The organism is Janthinobacterium sp. BHSEK (assembly GCF_056174685.1).
This window is the reverse complement of record NZ_JBWBYV010000071.1, coordinates 25,243-44,340: the sequence shown is the minus strand read 5'-3', so window position 1 is coordinate 44,340 and position 19,098 is coordinate 25,243. Positions and strand designations below refer to the sequence as shown.

The 19,098-nt window shown below is 63.0% G+C and carries 16 protein-coding genes; 14 read left to right on the top strand and 2 right to left on the bottom strand.

Annotation, left to right across the window (positions count from 1 at the left end; genetic code table 11):
- Position 1 precedes the first annotated feature (1 nt).
- From mraY to AC0V2Y_RS22730, 10 genes are all read left to right on the top strand, one after another.
- Positions 2-1,177, top strand: a complete 1,176-nt coding sequence (gene mraY / locus AC0V2Y_RS22775; protein ID WP_034748886.1) for a phospho-N-acetylmuramoyl-pentapeptide-transferase — start codon at positions 2-4, stop codon at positions 1,175-1,177.
- A complete protein-coding gene (murD, locus tag AC0V2Y_RS22770; protein ID WP_475413891.1) occupies positions 1,177-2,733 on the top strand; it encodes a UDP-N-acetylmuramoyl-L-alanine--D-glutamate ligase in 1,557 nt (518 codons plus the stop codon). The genes mraY and murD overlap by 1 nt, the downstream gene beginning before the upstream one ends.
- Entirely contained in the window at positions 2,733-3,944 is a 1,212-nt protein-coding gene (ftsW, locus tag AC0V2Y_RS22765; protein ID WP_475413892.1) for a putative lipid II flippase FtsW, read from the top strand. The genes murD and ftsW overlap by 1 nt, the downstream gene beginning before the upstream one ends.
- On the top strand, positions 3,941-5,035 hold the full coding sequence (gene murG / locus AC0V2Y_RS22760) for an undecaprenyldiphospho-muramoylpentapeptide beta-N-acetylglucosaminyltransferase (protein WP_475413893.1): 1,095 nt from the start codon (positions 3,941-3,943) through the stop codon (positions 5,033-5,035). Before ftsW ends, murG begins: the two co-directional genes overlap by 4 nt.
- A gap of 10 nt (positions 5,036-5,045) precedes the next feature.
- On the top strand, positions 5,046-6,449 hold the full coding sequence (murC, locus tag AC0V2Y_RS22755) for a UDP-N-acetylmuramate--L-alanine ligase (protein ID WP_475413894.1): 1,404 nt from the start codon (positions 5,046-5,048) through the stop codon (positions 6,447-6,449).
- A gap of 1 nt (position 6,450) precedes the next feature.
- Positions 6,451-7,419, top strand: a complete 969-nt coding sequence (locus AC0V2Y_RS22750) for a D-alanine--D-alanine ligase (protein WP_475413895.1) — start codon at positions 6,451-6,453, stop codon at positions 7,417-7,419.
- A gap of 1 nt (position 7,420) precedes the next feature.
- Positions 7,421-8,233: a cell division protein FtsQ/DivIB gene (locus AC0V2Y_RS22745; protein WP_475413896.1), complete on the top strand. Its 813-nt coding sequence runs from the start codon at positions 7,421-7,423 to the stop codon at positions 8,231-8,233.
- Between the two features lie 42 nt (positions 8,234-8,275).
- Entirely contained in the window at positions 8,276-9,508 is a 1,233-nt protein-coding gene (gene ftsA, locus AC0V2Y_RS22740; protein ID WP_010394955.1) for a cell division protein FtsA, read from the top strand.
- Positions 9,509-9,662: 154 nt separating this feature from the next.
- Complete coding sequence (gene ftsZ, locus AC0V2Y_RS22735) at positions 9,663-10,871, top strand: cell division protein FtsZ (RefSeq protein ID WP_475413897.1); 1,209 nt, start codon at positions 9,663-9,665, stop codon at positions 10,869-10,871.
- Between the two features lie 183 nt (positions 10,872-11,054).
- Positions 11,055-11,561, top strand: a complete 507-nt coding sequence (locus tag AC0V2Y_RS22730; RefSeq protein ID WP_475413898.1) for a redoxin family protein — start codon at positions 11,055-11,057, stop codon at positions 11,559-11,561.
- Between the two features lie 156 nt (positions 11,562-11,717).
- Here the strand turns inward: AC0V2Y_RS22730 and AC0V2Y_RS22725 are convergent, their stop codons facing one another.
- Positions 11,718-12,485, bottom strand: a complete 768-nt coding sequence (locus AC0V2Y_RS22725) for a class I SAM-dependent methyltransferase (RefSeq protein WP_475413899.1) — start codon at positions 12,483-12,485, stop codon at positions 11,718-11,720.
- A 104-nt stretch (positions 12,486-12,589) separates the two neighbouring features.
- On the opposite strand from AC0V2Y_RS22725, the gene AC0V2Y_RS22720 reads away from it, so the two are divergent.
- The 3 genes from AC0V2Y_RS22720 (at position 12,590) to lpxC (ending at position 15,377) form a co-directional block, all read left to right on the top strand.
- Positions 12,590-13,363, top strand: a complete 774-nt coding sequence (locus AC0V2Y_RS22720; RefSeq protein WP_475413900.1) for a helix-turn-helix transcriptional regulator — start codon at positions 12,590-12,592, stop codon at positions 13,361-13,363.
- Between the two features lie 160 nt (positions 13,364-13,523).
- Positions 13,524-14,366 carry a DMT family transporter gene (locus AC0V2Y_RS22715; RefSeq protein ID WP_475413928.1) on the top strand — a complete coding sequence of 281 codons (843 nt, stop codon included), beginning with the start codon at positions 13,524-13,526 and terminating at the stop codon, positions 14,364-14,366.
- A gap of 75 nt (positions 14,367-14,441) precedes the next feature.
- The gene (lpxC, locus tag AC0V2Y_RS22710) at positions 14,442-15,377 is read left to right on the top strand and encodes a UDP-3-O-acyl-N-acetylglucosamine deacetylase (protein ID WP_475413901.1); all 936 of its coding nucleotides are present in this window, start codon (positions 14,442-14,444) and stop codon (positions 15,375-15,377) included.
- 109 nt (positions 15,378-15,486) lie between these two features.
- Here lpxC and AC0V2Y_RS22705 read toward each other — a convergent pair whose 3' ends face one another.
- The gene (locus AC0V2Y_RS22705; protein WP_475413902.1) at positions 15,487-15,996 is read right to left on the bottom strand and encodes a DciA family protein; all 510 of its coding nucleotides are present in this window, start codon (positions 15,994-15,996) and stop codon (positions 15,487-15,489) included.
- A gap of 291 nt (positions 15,997-16,287) precedes the next feature.
- Here AC0V2Y_RS22705 and secA point away from each other — a divergent pair, with 291 nt between their 5' ends.
- Entirely contained in the window at positions 16,288-19,056 is a 2,769-nt protein-coding gene (gene secA, locus AC0V2Y_RS22700) for a preprotein translocase subunit SecA (RefSeq protein WP_475413903.1), read from the top strand.
- The last annotated feature ends 42 nt before the right edge of the window (positions 19,057-19,098 follow it).

The window sequence follows — 19,098 nt, the reverse complement described above, 5'->3', positions numbered from 1 at the left end:
CATGCTGCTCTGGCTCGCTCATTATTTCCAGGACGACATTGGCCCATTGCGGGTCTTTAACTTCATCACTTTCCGCGCCGTCTTCGCCACCTTGACGGCGATTTTGATCGGCCTGTGCGCCGGTCCCGCCGTGATCCGCATGCTCACGCGCATGAAGGTCGGCCAGGCCGTGCGTACGGACGGCCCGCAAACGCATCTGAAAAAGCACGGCACGCCCACCATGGGCGGTGTGCTGATCCTCATTGCCATCGGCATTTCCACCTTGCTGTGGGCCGACCTGTCGAACCGCTTCATCTGGCCCGTGCTGATCGTCACCCTGGGCTTTGGCGCCGTCGGTTGGGCCGACGACTACCGCAAGGTGGTGCACCAGGATCCGGAGGGCATGCGCTCGCGTGAAAAATACTTCTGGCAGTCGCTGATCGGCATCGTCGCCGCGTTTTACCTGGCATTTTCCGTCTCCGTGTCGGAACCTGACGCGGGTCACGTGTGGAACCTGATCTACGCCTGGGTACAGTCGGGCTTCGCCATGGACCTGCCGCCGAAGGCCGACCTGATCGTGCCGTTCTTCAAGACCATCAGCTATCCGCTGGGCGTGTGGGGCTTCATCGCGCTGACCTATTGCGTCATCGTCGGCACCAGCAACGCCGTCAACTTCACGGACGGTCTCGATGGCCTGGCCATCATGCCGACCGTGATGGTGGGCACGGCCCTGGGGCTGTTCGCCTACCTGACGGGTAACGCCACGTATGCGCGCTACCTGTTCATCCCGCACATTCCGGGCGCCGGCGAACTGGTGATCTTCTGCGGCGCGCTGGCTGGTTCCGGCCTGGCCTTCCTCTGGTATAACACGCACCCCGCCAAAGTGTTCATGGGCGACGTGGGCGCGCTGGCGCTGGGCGGCGCACTGGGCACCATCGCCGTCATCGTGCGCCAGGAAATCGTCCTGTTCATCATGGGCGGCATCTTCGTCGTCGAAACGCTGTCCGTGATCATCCAGGTCGTCTGGTTCAAGTACACCAAGAAGCGCTATGGCGCTGGCCGCCGCGTCTTCCTGATGGCGCCATTGCATCACCATTTTGAACAAAAAGGCTGGAAGGAGACGCAGGTGGTCGTGCGTTTCTGGATCATCACCATGATGCTGGTGCTGCTCGGCCTGACCACCTTGAAGCTGCGCTGATGATGTACGACGCTAAAACCGCACTGGTACTGGGCCTCGGCGAATCGGGGCTGGCGATGGCCCTGTGGCTGGCCCGCAGCGGTGCTTGCGTGCGCGTGGCCGATACGCGCGAGGTGCCCGAGCGCCTGGCCGCGCTGCAGGCCGCCGTGCCGCAGGCGCAGTTCATCGCCGGCGCCTTCACGGCCGAGCTGCTCGATGGCGTCGACTTCGTCGCCGTCAGCCCCGGCCTGGCGCCGGGCCGCGAACTGGCACAGATCGCTCCAGCCGCTGTTGAGAAAAACATCCCCGTGTGGGGCGAGATCGAACTGTTCGCGCAGGCACTGGCGGCGCTCAAGGCGGAACGCGGCTATGCGCCGAAAGTCATCGCCATCACGGGCACCAACGGCAAGACGACCGTCACCAGCCTGGTAGGCCTGTTGTGCGAGCGCGCCGGATTGATCACGCGCGTGGCCGGCAATATCAGCCCGGCCGCGCTGGACGTGCTGCGCGAAGTGCTCGATGCCGAACCCGCGCCGCAGCCGGTCGATGCGGACGCTGAAGCGGCGGAACCCGTCGCCGGCACCTTGCCGCAAGCGTGGATACTTGAATTGTCCAGCTTCCAGCTGCACACGACGTTCAGCCTGCAGGCCGATGCGGCTACGGTCCTGAATCTGTCGCAGGACCACCTGGACTGGCATGGCGACATGGCGGCCTACGCTGCCGACAAGGCGCGCATCTTCGGCGACCAGACCGTGCGCATCCTGAACCGCGACGATGCGGCCGTCATGCGCATGGCCGATCCGCTGGCCGAGACGATCACCTTCGGCACGGGCGAGCCGGCGGAAGTGGACAGCTTTGGCCTGGTCAATGAACGCGGCATCTTCTGGCTGGCGCAGGCCGTGCCCAGCGAAGAAGTGATCGAGAAAAAACGCAAAAAGAACGATCCGGCGCCGGAACCGGTGCCGACGATGGCCAAGAAACTGATGCCGGCCGACGCGCTGAAAATCCGCGGCCAGCATAACGCCTCGAATGCGCTGGCGGCGCTGGCCCTGTGCCGCGCCATCGGCCTGCCATTTGCGCCGCTGCTGCACGGCTTGCGCGAATACCAGGGCGAGCCGCACCGCGTGGAGCTGATCACGGCCGTGGCTGAAGTTGAATACTACGACGACAGCAAGGGCACCAACGTGGGCGCGACAGTGGCCGCCTTGGCCGGCCTGGGCAAGGCCTTCGGCGGCGCGGAACAGCGCCTGGTGCTGATCGCCGGCGGCGACGGCAAGGGGCAGGATTTCTCGCCGCTGGCCGAACCGGTCTCGCGCTACGTGCGCGCCGTGGTGCTGATCGGGCGCGACGCGCCTGCCTTGCGCGCGGCGCTCGAGCCGGCCGGCGTGGACATCGTCGACTGCGCCACCTTGCCGGAAGCCGTCAAGCGCGCCAGCGGCCTGGCGCTGGCCGGCGATGCCGTGCTGCTGTCGCCCGCGTGCGCGAGCCTGGACATGTTCAAGAACTATGCGCACCGCGCGCAGGTGTTTGTCGACGCCGTGCGCGACATCGCCCTGGAAAACGGACAGGATATCTGATGGCCTTCCAACTGCCCTTCAGCTTTGGTTCCGGCTCGGCTGCCAAGCCGCTGGACAGCCGCGCGCGGCAGTCGAAGATGATGGACTATGACAAGCCGCTGGTGTGGGTGGTCCTGCTGCTCATGTTGCTGGGCATGGTGATGGTGTATTCGGCGTCGATCTCGCTGTCGGACGCGCGCAAGTTCGCCGCCTATACGAACAATTATTTCGTCGTGCGCCAGGCGCTGTTCATCGGCGTGTCGATCATCGTCGGCGCGCTGGTGTTCCGTATCCCCGTCGCCACCTGGCAAAAGATGGCGCCGTGGCTGTTCATCGGTACCCTGGTGCTGCTGGTGATGGTCCTGATACCGGGCCTGGGCGTGTCCGTCAACGGCGGTCGCCGCTGGCTGAACCTGCCGGGCCTGCGGCCGCAGCCGTCCGAACTGATGAAGGTGGTGATGGTGCTGTACGCGGCCGACTACACGGTGCGCAAGCAGGAATACATGCACAAGCTGACCAAGGGCTTCATGCCGATGGCGCTGGCCGTCAGCTTCGTCGGCTTGCTGCTGCTGATGGAGCCCGATCTGGGCGCCTTCGGCGTGATCGTCTGCATCGCCATGGGCATCCTGTTTTTGGGCGGCGTCAACGCCATCTGGTTCGGCGGCATCGGCGCCATGCTGACGGCGATCTTCGTCACCATCATCGCTCTGTCGAAATTCCGCCGCGAGCGGTTTTTCGCGTATCTCGATCCGTGGCAGGAAGACAATGCGCTGAACAAGGCCTACCAGCTGACGCACTCGCTGATCGCCTTCGGGCGCGGCGAACTGTTTGGCGTGGGACTGGGCGGCAGCGTGGAAAAACTGCATTACCTGCCCGAAGCGCATACGGACTTTTTGCTGGCCGTGATCGGCGAGGAACTGGGCCTGGTGGGCGTGCTGGTCGTGATCGGCATGTTCTACTGGATTATCAAGCGCGCCTTCGACATCGGCCGCCAGGCGATCGCCATCGACCAGACCTTTGCCGGCCTGACGGCAAAGGGCATCGCCATCTGGATCGGCGTGCAGACCTTCATCAATATGGGCGTGAACCTGGGCCTGCTGCCAACCAAGGGCCTGACCTTGCCCTTGATGAGTTATGGCGGCACGGGCGTACTGATTAACTGTATCGGCCTGGCGATTTTGCTGCGCATCGATTACGAAAACCGGATCCTGATGCGCGGAGGCCGGCTATGAACAACGTGACGAACTTGAAAACGACGAAAAGACTGATGATCATGGCGGCCGGCACCGGCGGCCATATCTTCCCGGGCCTGGCGATTGCGCAGACGATGCGCGCGCGCGGCTGGGAAGTGAGCTGGCTGGGCACGACCCACGGCATGGAGCAGGAGCTGGTGCCGAAAAGCGGCATTCCCATGGACGCCATCGCGTTCTCGGGCATGCGCGGCAAGGGCCTGGCGCACACGGTCAAAGGCGGCTTCAGGATGCTGGCCAGCTTCTTTGCCATCCGCCGTTTCATCGCCAGCCGCAAGCCGGACGTGGTGATGGGCATGGGCGGCTACGTCACCGTGCCGGGCGGCCTGATGGCGCGCCTGAAGGGCGTGCCGCTGGTGCTGGTGAATGCCGACGCGGCGCTGCTGTTGTCGAACAAGACCCTGGTGCCGCTGGCGCAGCAGGTGTGCTTCGGTTTCCCTGCCGACTTCGGCAGTGCCGCCGGCAAGGCCGTCGTCACGGGCAATCCCGTGCGCGCCGAGATCCTCGCCATGGCGCCGCCAGCGCCGCGTTTCGCGGGCCGCAGCGGACCGCTGCGCATCCTGGTGGTGGGCGGCAGCCTGGGCGCGAAAGCGCTGAACGACAATCTGCCCGCCGCGCTGGCGCTGATGCCGCAGGGCGAACGCCCGCTGGTGACGCACCAGTCGGGCAAGAAGAATATCGACGCCCTGCATGCCGCGTATGCGCAGGCGGGCGTGCAAGCGAACGTGGTCGACTTCATCGACGACATGGCCCGGGCGTATACGGAAGCCGACCTGGTGATCTGCCGCGCGGGCGCGATCACCTTGTCGGAATTGACGGCGGCCGGCGTGGCCAGCGTGCTCGTGCCGCTGGTGGCGTCGACCACCAGCCACCAGCGCGACAACGCGCAATGGATGGCGAAGCAAGGCGCGGCGATTCATCTGCCGCAGACGGAAATGAGTGCAGTGTCGCTGAGCACTCTGCTGGCGTCCTTGACGCGCGAGACCTGCCAGCAGATGGCGCAGGCGGCACTGGCAGCAGGCAAGCGCGACGCCAATGAGGCGATCGCACACGTATTGGAAAAATTGGCATGAGGTTAGCTCTGTGAAGCATAAAGTAAACAATATCCACTTTGTCGGCATTGGCGGCAGCGGCATGAGCGGCATCGCCGAAGTGCTGGTCAACCTGGGCTACAAGGTGTCGGGCTCCGACCTGGGCAGCAATGCGGCGACGCAGCGCCTGGCGAGCCTGGGCGCGACCGTCATGCTCGGCCACGCGGCCGAGAACATCGGCGACGCCGATGCGGTGGTGACGTCGGGCGCCGTCCCGCAAGACAATCCCGAAGTGGCGGCCGCGCGCGCGCGCAAGATACCGCTGGTGCCGCGCGCCGTGATGCTGGGCGAGTTGATGCGCCTGAAACGCGGCATCGCCATCGCCGGCACGCACGGCAAGACGACGACCACCAGCCTGGTCGCTTCCGTGCTGGCGCAGGGCGGCCTCGATCCGACTTTCGTCATCGGCGGACGCCTGACCAGCGCCGGCGCGAACGCCAAGCTGGGCTCGGGCGACTATCTGGTGGCCGAAGCCGATGAATCGGACGCCTCGTTCCTGAACCTGACGCCGATGATCGAAGTGATCACGAATATCGACGCCGATCACATGGACACCTACGAGCACGATTTCGAAAAGCTCAAGCAGGCCTTCGTGCAGTTCACGCACCGCTTGCCGTTCTATGGCCGCGCCATGCTGTGCATCGACGATCCGCACGTGCGCGCCATCATCCCGTCCGTCACCAAGCCCGTCACCACCTACGGTTTCGCGGAAGACGCGCAGGTACGCGCCATCAACGCGCGCGCCGTGGGCCTGGAAATGCATTTCACCGTGCTGCAGGAAGGTTATCCGGACCTGGACGTGGTGCTGAACCAGCCCGGCATGCACAATGTGCAGAATGCCTGCTCGGCGATCGCCATCGCGCGCGAAATCGGCATCGCCGACAGCGCCACGCAGCAAGGCCTGGCGGAGTTTTCCGGCGTGGGCCGCCGCTTTACCCGCTATGGCGACGTGGCGCTGCCGAACGGCGGCAGCTTCGCGCTGGTCGACGATTTCGGCCATCATCCGGTGGAAACGGAAGTGACCCTGGCCGCCGCGCGCGCCGCCTATCCGGGCCGCCGCCTGGTGTTGGCTTTCCAGCCGCACCGCTACAGCCGCACGCGCGACCTGTTCGAGGATTTCGTCAAGGTATTGGGTGCGCCCGACGTCTTGCTCTTGTCCGAAGTGTATGCGGCGGGCGAAGCGCCTATCGTCGCCGCCGACGGCCGCGCCCTGGCGCATGCGCTGCGCGCACGCGGCAAGATCGAACCGATCTTCGTCGAGTCCATGACGGACATGGCCGATACCATCATGAGCGTGGCGCGCGACGGCGACGTCGTGCTGACCATGGGCGCGGGCTCCATCAGCGGCATTCCGCAACAACTGACAACGTATCCATCCAACACTGTAAAGGCCTGACGTGAACCAAGCTTCAGCTATCGACGTAAAACAATTGGGCAAGGTCGGCGTCCTGTTCGGCGGCCGTTCGGCCGAGCGCGAAGTGTCGCTGATGTCCGGCGCGGGCGTGCTGGCCGCGTTGAAAAGCCATGGCATGGATGCGCATGGCTTCGACACGGGCGAACGCAGCCTGGCCGAACTGGCCGCTGAGAAGTTTGACCGCGTCTTCATCGCGCTGCACGGCCGCTTCGGCGAAGACGGCAGCCTGCAGGGCGCGCTGGAACAGCTGGGCATCCCGTACACGGGCAGCGGCGTGATGGCCTGCTCGGTTGGCATGGACAAGGTCTATACCAAGATGATCTGGCTGATGCACGAGCTGCCGACGCCGAAGTACGCGGTGCTGGACGACAGCTCCGACCTGGCCAAGGTGGCCGCGCAACTGGGCTTGCCGCTGATCGTCAAGCCGCCGCATGAGGGTTCGAGCATCGGCATCACGACGGTCAACGAAGCGTCGGCCTTCCAGGCAGCCTACGACATCGCCGCCGGTCTCGATGATTCGGTGCTGGCCGAGGAATTCATCAAGGGCCGCGAGTTCACCGTCGCGATCCTGGGCAAGGGCGCCGCGGCGCGCGCGCTGCCGCCGATTGAAATCGTCGCGCCGCAAGGCAATTACGATTACCAGAACAAGTACTTCACGGACGATACGCAGTATTTCTGCCCGCCGCAGCTGGACCCGGCGATCATCGCCGAGATGGAACGCATCGCCCTGGCGGCATACCGCGCCCTCGGCTGCGAAGGCTGGGGACGGGTCGATGTGCTGATGCGCGCGGCCGACAGCAAGCTGTTTTTGCTGGAAGTGAATACCTCGCCAGGCATGACCGGTCACTCGCTCGTGCCGATGGCGGCGCGCGCGGAAGGCACCAGCTATGAAGACCTGTGCCTGGAAATCGTTGCCGGCGCAAGCCTGAAAATGCACAAGGGACAGCGCTGATATGTGGCATGACGCTAAAAGCCTCAATACGACTGCCAACGGCTTGCTGGCCGCGGTGCTGGTCGTGTGCGTGGCCGCCGGCGTCTGGTGGGTGTCGCAGCGTCCCATGTTCGACCTGCGCACGATCAAGGTGGAAAGCGCGGACGACAAGGGCCTGCGCCATGTGAATTACCTGACCCTGCGCAGCGGCACCCTGGGCCGCATCAAGGGCAATTTCTTCACGACCAACCTGGAAAGCGTGCGCGGCGTGTTCGAATCGGTGCCCTGGGTACGCCGTGCCAGCGTGCGGCGCGAGTGGCCGAACCAGCTGATCGTGGCGCTGGAAGAACATGAAGCACTGGGCACCTGGGGCGAGGATGGACGCCTGCTGTCGGTCAAGGGCGACGTGTTTACCGCCAATGTGGCCGAAGCCGAAGACGACCATGAATTGCCTGCGTTTGCCGGCCCCGATGGCAGCGAAAAGGAAGTACTGGCCACCTATGTGCAGCTGGCAAAGTGGTTTGCGCCGCTGAAGATGGTGCCTGAATCGCTGTCGCTGTCGAGCCGCTATGCGTGGACGGTGAAACTGGATAACGGCATGAGCGTGGCGCTGGGGCGCGAGCAGAATCATACGACCCTGAAGGCGCGGGTGGACCGGCTGGTGGGCATCTACCCGCAGCTGGCGAGCCGGCTGGAGAATATCGACACGATCGATATGCGCTACCAGAATGGCCTGGCGCTCAGTTCCGCCGGCCTGGTGATACCGGCCGAAGGCAAGGATGGCAAGCCAGTGATGAAGAAGAAAAACAGTAGTCCGATTAAAAAACCGACTTAACCCAATAATCTTAATTTATAGCCCATACAGTAGGCGACAGAAATGACAAAAGACGCGAAAAACCTGATCGTCGGCCTCGACATCGGCACCTCGAAAGTGGTGGCGGTCGTAGCCGAAGTGATGTCCGACGGGCGCCACGAAGTGATCGGGCTGGGCCAGCACGAATCGAAGGGCCTGAAAAAAGGCGTGGTGGTCAATATCGAGGCCACGGTGGAGTCCATCCAGCGCGCGCTGGAAGAGGCCGAGCTGATGGCCGATTGCAAGATCCGCAATGTGTACGCGGGCATTGCGGGCAGCCATATCCGCAGCTTCAATTCCAGCGGCATGGTGGCCATCAAGGACAAGGAAGTGACGGCGACCGACGTGGCGCGCGTCATCGAGACGGCAAAAGCGGTTAACATTCCGACCGATCAGCAATTGCTGCACACGGTGCCGCAGGAGTTCATCGTCGACAGCCAGGAAGATGTGCGCGAGCCTATCGGCATGAGCGGCATCCGCCTGGAGGTGAAGGTGCATATCGTCACCGGCGCCGTGTCGGCGGTGCAGAACATCGTCAAGTGCGTGCGCCGCTGCGGCCTGGAAGTGTCGGACCTGATCCTGCAGCCGATGGCCTCGGCCGATGCGGTGCTCACGCCCGACGAGAAGGAACTGGGCGTGGTGCTGATCGACATCGGCGGCGGCACGACCGATGTGGCGGTATTCTCCGATGGCGCGATCCGCCATACGGCCGTCATTCCCATCGCCGGCGACCAGATCACCAACGACATCGCCATGGCCTTGCGTACCCCGACCGCGGAAGCGGAAGAAATCAAGATCCGCTATGGCGTGGCCAAGCAGGTTCTGGCCGATCCCGGCGAATCGCTGGAAGTGCCGGGCCTGGGCGACCGCGGCCCGCGCAATCTGTCGCGCCAGGCGCTGGCGGCAGTGATCGAGCCGAGGGTCGAGGAGCTGTTCGCGATGGTGCACCAGGTGGTGCGCGAATCCGGCTACGAAGGCGTGCTGTCGTCGGGCATCGTGCTCACGGGCGGCACCTCCATCATGCCCGGCATGGTGGAAATGGCGGAAGACATCTTCCTGAAACCGGCGCGCCTGGGCACGCCCGAGTATCGGGGCCAGCTGGCCGACGTGGTGCGCAGTCCGCGCTATGCCACGGTACTGGGCCTGCTGCTGGAAGCGAAGAAGCAATACCTGCGCGGCCACATCGTAACGCGTCAGGACGGCTCGGTGAAGGCAGTCTGGCAGCGCATGAAGGAATGGTTTTTAGGGAATTTTTAAGGGCGTATTTCAGGCCCGGCAGGTCAGGTTTTTTGGCAGCATCGCAGGTACACACACATAACTTTATTTTATATTTAACCGCAGTTTTCAATCTCCAGTTCTCCTACCAATATGAGGCCTGGCGCTTGGAAACCGCATCTGATAGGAGCACATCATGGAGTTCGATATGGTCGATAACACAGCTTTAGGTACCGTCATCAAGGTCGTCGGCGTCGGCGGTGCGGGTGGCAATGCAGTCCAACACATGATCAACAAAGGCATGTCGGGCGTGGAGTTCATTGCCGCCAACACCGACGCACAGGCCCTGTCGACATCGAAGGCCCACAACATCATCCAGATCGGCGATACGGGTCTGGGCGCCGGCATGAAGCCTGCCGTCGGCCGCCAGCTGGCGGAAGAATCGCGCACGCGCATCGCCGATTCGCTGCGCGGCGCGCACATGGTCTTCATCGCCGCCGGCATGGGCGGCGGCACGGGCACGGGCGCCGCTCCTATCGTGGCCGAAGTGGCCAAGGAACTGGGCGCGCTGACGGTGGCCGTGGTCTCCAAGCCATTCTCGTACGAAGGCCAGAAGTGCATGGACATCGCCGACGAAGGCCTGGAGCAGCTGTCCCTGCACGTCGATTCGCTGATCATCATCCTCAATGAAAAACTGGAAGAGATCTACGAAGACGAAAGCATGCTGGAATGGATGCAGCACGCCGATGATGTGCTCAACAACGCGGTGGCCGGCATTGCCGAGATCATCAACGTGCCTGGCCATATCAACGTCGACTTCAACGACGTGAAAACCATCATGGGCGAGCAGGGCAAGGCCATGATGGGCACGGCGACGGCTTCCGGCGTCGACCGCGCGCGCATCGCCGCCGAACAGGCTGTCGCTTCGCCGCTGCTGGACGGTATTGATCTCTCCGGCGCGCGCGGCGTGCTGGTCAACGTCACGGCCAGCCGTGGCTTGAAAGGTAAGGAGATCAAGGAAGTCATGGCCGCCGTACGCGCGTTTGCCGCGCCGGACGCGTCGATCGCGCAAGGTATCGCCTACGACGACGCCATGGGCGACGACATCCGCGTCACCGTGGTGGCCACGGGCCTGGGGCGCGCCAAGAAAAACATCCAGCTGGTACCGCAGCAAGTGCTGCGTACCGGCACCCACAACAGCCCGCTGACCCCGTCGGCTGCCATGGGTAGCGCGCAAGCGGCGGCGACGACGGTTGGCGTGGCCACGCCGGCAGCCGGTTTCGACGGCATGAAGGCACCAGCCGTATGGCGCCGCGAATCGGCTTCGGAGCAAGTGCGCGCGATGGAAAAGAATGGCATGGAGACCTACGACATTCCAGCGTTCCTGCGCAAGCAAGCAGATTAAGGTGATCTGATGTCAGTAGCGATGACGGCGGCCTGAGGGCCGCCGTTTTTTTTGCCGTTTTTTGACTTTTGGCTTTGCCTTTCCGCCCACTTTCTGCACAAATACGGCAAGTCAGGCATACTATCGCGCAGTGTCGGCATCACGCCGGCAGCATCCTCAACCGACAGCACACAAGGAGTCAACATGACCATCAAGATCGGCGACACCCTGCCAGAAGGCACCCTGGCCGAATTCATCGAAAGCGAAACCGAAGGTTGCGCACTGGGTCCGAACACGTTCAACGTGCAAGACCTGGTCAAGGGCAAGAAGATCGCCATCTTCGGCCTGCCAGGCGCGTACACCCCGACCTGCTCCGCACAGCACGTGCCAGGCTACGTCAAGCACGCCGCCGACCTGAAAGCTGCGGGCGTCGATGAAATCTGGTGCATCTCCGTCAACGACGCGTTCGTGATGGGCGCCTGGGGCCGCGACCAGAAAGCCACCGGCGTGGTGCGCATGATGGCTGACGGCAACGCCGCCTACAGCAAGGCACTGGGCCTGGACGCCGATTTTTCCAAGCATGGCATGGGCACGCGCTCGCAGCGCTACTCGATGCTGGTCGACAATGGCGTCGTGACGCAATTGAACGTCGAGCAGGGCGGCAAGTTTGAAGTGTCGAACGCCGAAACCTTGCTGGGCCAGCTGGCTTAAGCAGATCGCAGGTCGGCGCAGGTCGGCGTAGGTCGGCTTAGCGCAGCGTAAGCCGACGTGCGGCGTGCGCATCACGTTTGCTCTGGTATTGTTGGATTACGCGCTGCGCGCTAATCCAATCTACGCAATAAAAACGGCGCCATTGGCGCCGTTTTTCTATTGTACCGGTGGTTTCTTCGCCTCGAACATGGCCGCATCGATGCTGAACGAATAATCGTCCTGCAGCGCGAAATACTTGCGCGCTTCCTCGGGCGCGCCATCGAACAGGTTGCGGATGGCCGCCACGCGCTCGTTCGGCGTGCGCATGCGCGCCACCCACTCGTCGAACTGCATCGTCAGTTTCCACACGCTGTGCAAGCTGTGCGTAAAGCCCGCGTTGTCGAACTTGGCGCCCCATTCGCAGGTGCGGTAGTCGCGCACGTGCGAGGCGTCGCGCAGCATTTCCACCGCCTGCAAGGTACTGTCGTACAGGGCCGTCTTGGGCGCGACGATGTCGACCACCAGCAAGGTGCCGTTCGGGCGCAGCACGCGCCACGCTTCGGCCAGGGCGCCCGCCACGTCGTTCCAGTGGTGCGCGGAAAAGCGCGTGACGACCATGTCGAAGCTGGCGTCGGCAAACGGCAGGCGCGCCACGTCGCCCTGTTGCGTGCGGATATTGTGCAAGCCGCGCTGCGCCCTGGCGTGGTCGACGACGTCGAGCATGGGCCGCGCCAGGTCGTAGGCGACGACGGATGCCGCCACGGGAGCGACGGCGAAGCTGGCGTGGCCGGCGCCGCAGCCCAGGTCCAGCACGGCCGGCTGGCCGTGGCGGCGCGCGCATTCCTGCATCAGTACCAGGTCGGCCCCTTGCGCGTGGACCGCGCTGCTCAGGTAGGCATTCGCCGTCTTGCCAAACTGTTCGGTAACGACATCGTGCTGCTGCATGGTTTTCTCCTGTGGATGGGTGAGTTCCTGCAGAATAGGGATAAAATTATCCTGTAACAAGACCATAACTTATACTGGTATATCTACTACCATGCATTTGTACCATGTCGAACAAGCTCGCTGAATTCATCCGCGCCCGGCGCGAAGCCGTCACCCCCGCCATGGCTGGCTTGCCCGGCGGCGGACGCCGGCGCACGCCGGGTTTGCGGCGCGAGGAACTGGCGCAATTGTGCGACGTCAGTCCCACGTGGCTGACGTGGCTGGAGCAGGGGCGGCCCGTGTCGGCGTCGGCCAAGATGCTGGCCCGTCTGGCGCAGGTGCTGCAACTGAGCACGGCCGAGCGCGCCTATCTGTTCGAGGTGGCCGACAAGCATGACCCCAGCCATGGCACAGGCGAGGGCGCTGGGCCTGCCAGCGCCGAGCTGGCCGCCATCGTCGCCGCCATCGACGCGCCCGCGTACATCCTCGACCGCGAATGGAATGCCGTGGCGTGGAACGGGGCGGCGTCCGCCTTGTTCACGGGCTGGCTGCATGGCGACGGGGACGCGCCGAACCAGCTGCGCTTCATGTTCCTGGAACCTGGCGCGCGCGACCTGATCGTCGGCTGGCCCGAGCGGGCGCAGCGGCTGGTGGCGGAGTTTCGCGCCGATATCGGCCGCCAGGCGGACCAGGCGCCGCTGGCCGGCCTGATCGCGGAGCTGGCCGGCGCCAGCCCTGAATTTCGCCAGTGGTGGGGCGCGCAGCAGGTGCAGGGCCGCGACGGGGGCTTGCGCCGCTTCCAGCATGCGCACCAGGGAGCGCTCAGCTTCAACCAGGTCACCCTGCACCTGGCGCGCCAGCATGAATTGAAACTGGTGATGCTGTTGCCTGTGTCATAAGGTAAAACAGCCGCGCTTGCTATAATCTGGTTGACCGCCTGGCCCTGCCTTTCCAGACCATGCTGTCCTGGCTCCGGCCGTCGCCATGATGACGGTCCCGCTCTTTCGCCAGGAGTCTGTCCTGATATCCCGCAATCCCAACCTGCGCAGCATCTATGTGATGCTGGTCGCCGTCGCCATGTTTTCCCTGATGGACACGGCCATGAAGCTGTTGTCCGCGCATTATCCGCCCATGCAGGTGACGGCCTTGCGCGCCCTGTCGTCCTTGCCGCTCGTCTGCCTGTACCTGCTGTACCGTGGCGCCTTCAAGAATGTGCTGAAGGTGCGCTGGCCCCTGCACTTGCTGCGCGGCGCGCTGGGCGTGCTGATGATTACCCTGTTCGCCTACGGCTTGAAGCGCATGTCGCTGGCCGAGACGTATGCGCTGTTCTTCGTTGCGCCCTTGCTGATCACGGTGCTGTCGGTTTTTATCTTGAAGGAAAAAGTCGACGTCGCGCGCTGGTGCGCCATCGTCGTGGGTCTCTTGGGCGTGCTGGTGGCGCTGCGCCCCGACGGTACCGGCTTCTTTTCGCTGGCCGGGCTGGCCGTGCTGGGCTCGGCCGCCTGCTACGCCATTTCCGCCGTCACGGGCCGCATCCTGAGCCGCACGGATGCCAGCGAAAGCATGGTCTTCTGGCTGATGGTGATGATGGCCCTCGGCGGCGTGGCCCTGTCGGCACATGAATGGGTGGGCATCCGCCGCGAAGACTGGTGGCTGTTGGCCGGTTTGTCGCTGAGCGGCTTTCTGGGCCAGCTGGCCATCACGGAGGCATTTCGTTTTGGCAAAGCGTCCAGCGTGGCGCCGTTCGAATACTCGGCCCTGGCCTGGGGCATGGCCCTGGACTGGATGCTGTGGCGCGCCTTGCCCGACGAATACACCTTGATCGGCGCGGCCATCATCATCGGCAGCGGCATTTACCTGGTGCGGCGCGAAGCCGTGCACGCGGAAAGCGAACATCCGTGATGAGCCGCTGTGGTATTTCTGGCGTGGGCCATGCCGCGCCGCAACGAAAATCCGGCAAATAGATATAATCGACAGATGTTAAAACAACGCACCATCAAACAACAGGTCCGCACCATCGGTGTCGGTTTGCACTCTGGCACCAAGGTCGAACTGACCTTGCGTCCCGCCGCGATCGACACGGGCATCGTGTTTCGCCGCATCGACCTCGATCCCATCGTGGAGTTTCCCGCCAGCGCCATGGCCGTGGGCGATACGCGCATGGCTTCCGTACTGATCAAGGACGGCGCCAGGGTTTCCACGGTGGAACATCTGATGTCGGCCGCGGCCGGCCTGGGCATCGATAATATGGTGATCGACGTGAATGCGGAAGAAATTCCCATCATGGATGGTTCCGCCTCGTCCTTCGTCTACCTGCTGCAGCAAGCGGGGGTGGAAGAGCAGCAGGCGCCGAAGAAATTCATCAAGGTCGTCAAGCCCGTGGAAGTGCGTCAAGGCAAGGGAGACGCGGAAAAATGGGCGCGCTTGTCGCCGTACGACGGCTTCAAGCTCGATTTCTTCATCGAATTCAATCACCCGGCCGTTGATGGCACGATGCAGCGCGCCTCGGTGGACTTTGGCGACGTGTCCTATGTGCACGACGTGGCGCGCGCGCGCACCTTCGGCTTCATGCAGGACGTGGAAAGCTTGCGCGGCATGGGCCTGGCCCGTGGCGGTTCGCTGGAAAACGCCATCGTCATGGACGAGTACCGCATCCTCAACGCCGACGGCTTGCGCTACGAAGACGAGTTCGTGCGCCACAAGATCCTCGACGCCATCGGCGACCTGTACCTGGTGGGCCATCCCTTGCTGGCATATTACACGGCGCATAAATCGGGCCACGCGCTGAACAACCAGCTGCTGCTGGCGCTGCTGGAGCAGCCGGAATCGTATGAAATCGTCTCGTTCTCCACGAACGAGGCGGCGCCGCAGTCGTATCTCCGGCAAATGGAGCGCGAGTGGTCGTTGACGTAGGTCGGATTAGGCCGCAGGCCGTAATCCGACAACCCCGCAGGCGCCAACAATGTTGTCGGATTACGGCCCGAAGGGCCTAATCCGACCTACGTGCCGCCGCCTGGCGTTGCTAATCTTTAGGTTCGCGGTGGTGGCGGACCATATTGCGCAGCGCCGCGATCAATTGCTCGTTCTGCTTCGACGCAGGCAGGGCCGTGCTCAGTTCTTCCAGAGCCGACATGGCCTTTTCCGGCAAGACCAGCGCCCGCGTATGCACGATGGGCGCGATGCTCTTGATGACTTGCACTTTCAGCTTGATGCCTGCAATCTGCCAGCCCTTTCTTTCCAGTTCTCCTTGTAACTTCGGCAATTGCTGCTTGAGCTTGGCCGCCAGCGCCGCGTTCGGCGTGGCCAGCACCAGTTGGCCGCCTTCGAATTGCAGGATGTCGCAATGCTCGAACATCGCCGGCAAGGCTCTGGCGCAATCTTTTTGCAGGGCGGCCAGGCGCGTGACGGTGGGCATCAGGGAAGCCATCGTGGCGTTGCCGCGCAGAAAATCGGTTGCGCCCGTCGCGGCCGGGCCGGAACGGGCGAAGCCGTAGCCGCGGCGCGGTGCCGGAGAATAAGTGGGAGTTCGCATGGCCGAAACATAGCACACTCGCCCGCGCATGACGAGTGCGGCGGCGAGTGCGGCGGCGGGTGCGGTGCAGGCGGGCGGGCCGCATTGCCTTACAGTATGGGAAATGTCCGCAATTTGTGCCATTTGTTTGTCATTAAGCTATTGTTATATGGTGCATTACCCCAACCTTGGCGGGAACGCATGATAAAATCATCGTCTTTTGCCATAGTCGAACTCCGTGCGGTCACGCGATTGTTACCTCGCTGTCAGCTACCGAGCTTTTTTTAACGGCGTTTTTTCAAGAATTCAAGCATGTCATTACTGACCCAGATTTTCGGTAGCCGCAACCAGCGGCTGCTCAAGCAATACCAAAAAACGGTACGCGAGATCAATGCGCTCGAGCCGGCCATCGAAAAGCTGTCGGATGCCGAGCTGCAAGCGAAGACGCCTGCCTTCAAGGAACGCATCGCCGCCGGCGAATCGCTCGATGCCTTGTTGCCGGAAGCGTTTGCCGTTTGCCGCGAGGCCAGCAAGCGCGTCCTGCGCATGCGCCATTTCGACGTGCAGATGATCGGCGGCATGGTTTTGCATTTCGGCAAGATCGCGGAGATGGGCACGGGCGAGGGCAAGACCCTGATGGCAACCTTGCCAGCCTACCTGAATGCCTTGTCGGGCAAGGGCGTGCATATCGTCACCGTCAATGATTACCTGGCGCAGCGCGATGCCGAGACCATGGGCCGCCTGTATGCGTGGCTGGGTCTGTCGACGGGGGTGAACATGTCGCAGATGGAGCACAGTGCCAAGCAGCAGGCATACAGCTCGGACATTACCTACGGCACGAATAATGAATTCGGTTTCGACTTCTTGCGCGACAACATGGTCTACGAAGCGCGCGAGCGCGTGCAGCGCAGCCTGAACTTCGGCATCGTCGATGAAGTCGACTCGATCCTGATCGATGAAGCGCGTACACCGCTGATCATTTCCGGCCAGGCCGAGAACCACACGGACCTGTATCACAAGATCAATGCAGTGCCTGCGCGCCTGACCTTGCAGATCGGCGAAGAAACGCCGGACGGCAAGGGCAAGGTGGAAGTGCCGGGCGACTACACCAAGGATGAAAAGGCGCACCAGGTGCTGCTGACGGAAGCGGGCCATGAAAAGGCCGAAGGCATCCTGATGGAAATGGGCCTGCTGCCGGAAGGCGCGTCGCTGTACGATTCGGCCAACATCACCCTCGTGCACCACCTGTATGCGGCCTTGCGCGCGCATGCGCTGTACTTCAAGGATCAGCACTATGTGGTGCAGAACAATGAAGTGGTGATCGTCGATGAATTCACGGGCCGCCTGATGACGGGCCGTCGCTGGTCCGATGGCTTGCACCAGGCAGTCGAAGCGAAGGAAGGCGTCAAGATCCAGAACGAGAACCAGACCCTGGCCTCGATCACCTTCCAGAACTACTTCCGCATGTACGCCAAGCTGGCAGGCATGACCGGCACGGCCGATACGGAAGCGTACGAATTCCAGGAAATCTACGGCCTGGAAACGGTCGTGATTCCGCAAAACCGTCCATTGCAGCGCAAGGACCGCCAGGATCAGGTCTACAAATCCTCGGCGGAAAAATACAACGCGATGTTGAACGACATCCGCGACTGCTACGAGCGCGGCCAGCCCGTGCTGGTGGGCACGACCTCGATCGAGAACTCGGAACTGCTGTCGGGCATCCTGACCAAGGCCGGTTTGCCGCACAACGTGCTGAACGCGAAGCAGCATGCGCGCGAAGCGGAAATCATCGCCCAGGCAGGCCGTCCGAAAGCCATCACCATCGCCACCAACATGGCCGGCCGCGGTACCGACATCGTGTTGGGCGGCAACGTCGAAAACCAGATCAAGTTCATCGAAGCCAATGCTGAGCTGAGCGACGCCGACAAGGCAGCCCAGTCGCAGACCTTGCGCGATGAATGGCAGTCGCTGCACGACCACGTGGTCAATGCGGGCGGCTTGCACATCATCGGCACCGAACGCCACGAATCGCGCCGCGTCGACAATCAGTTGCGTGGCCGTGCCGGCCGCCAGGGCGATCCGGGTTCCTCGCGCTTCTACCTGTCGCTCGACGACGCGCTGCTGCGCATCTTCGCCGGCGACCGCGTGCGCGCCGTGATGGACCGTTTGAAAATGCCGGAAGGTGAACCGATCGAGGCAGGCATCGTCTCGCGTTCGATCGAATCGGCCCAGCGCAAGGTCGAAGCGCGCAACTTCGACATCCGCAAGCAATTGCTGGAATACGATGACGTCGCCAACGATCAACGCAAGGTCATCTACCAGCAGCGTAACGAGCTGCTGGAAACGACCGATATTTCCGAGATGATCGGCTCGCTGCGCCACGGCGTGTTCACCGACCTGGTGCACGAATACGTGCCGCGCGAATCGGTGGAAGAGCAATGGGATATCAAGGGCCTGGAAAACACCCTGGCCAGCGAATGGCAGCTCGACCTGCCGCTGCAGCAAATGCTGGAAGCCGATGCGACCCTGACGGACGAAGAGATCCTGGAAAAAGTGCTGGCCGCGGCCGATGGCGTGTACCAGTCGAAGATCGATATCGTCGGCAAGGAATCGTTTGGCGGCTTCGAGCGCAATGTCATGCTGCAAAGCGTGGACAGCCACTGGCGCGAACACCTGGCGGCGCTCGATCACCTGCGCCAGGGTATTCACCTGCGCGGTTATGCGCAGAAGAACCCGAAACAGGAATACAAGCGCGAAGCGTTTGAACTGTTTGGCCAGATGCTCGACATGATCAAGAACGACGTCACGAAACACGTGATGACGGTACGCATCCAGTCGCGCGAAGAAGTCGATGCGGCCGAACAGGCGATGCAGCAGTCGCACGTGGAAAACGTGCACTACCAGCACGCCGAATTCGACCCGAACGCGGCGCCGGAAGAGCTGCTGGCGCCTGTCGCCGGTGGCAACATGGACAACGTCGACGACATGAGCGTGAGCATGGGCGTCAAAGTGGGCCGCAACGATCCATGCCCTTGCGGCAGCGGCAAGAAGTACAAGGCTTGCCACGGCAAGCTCGCTTAAGCGCGGTTTGTCAGCGTGAACAAAAAACGGAGACCGCGGTCT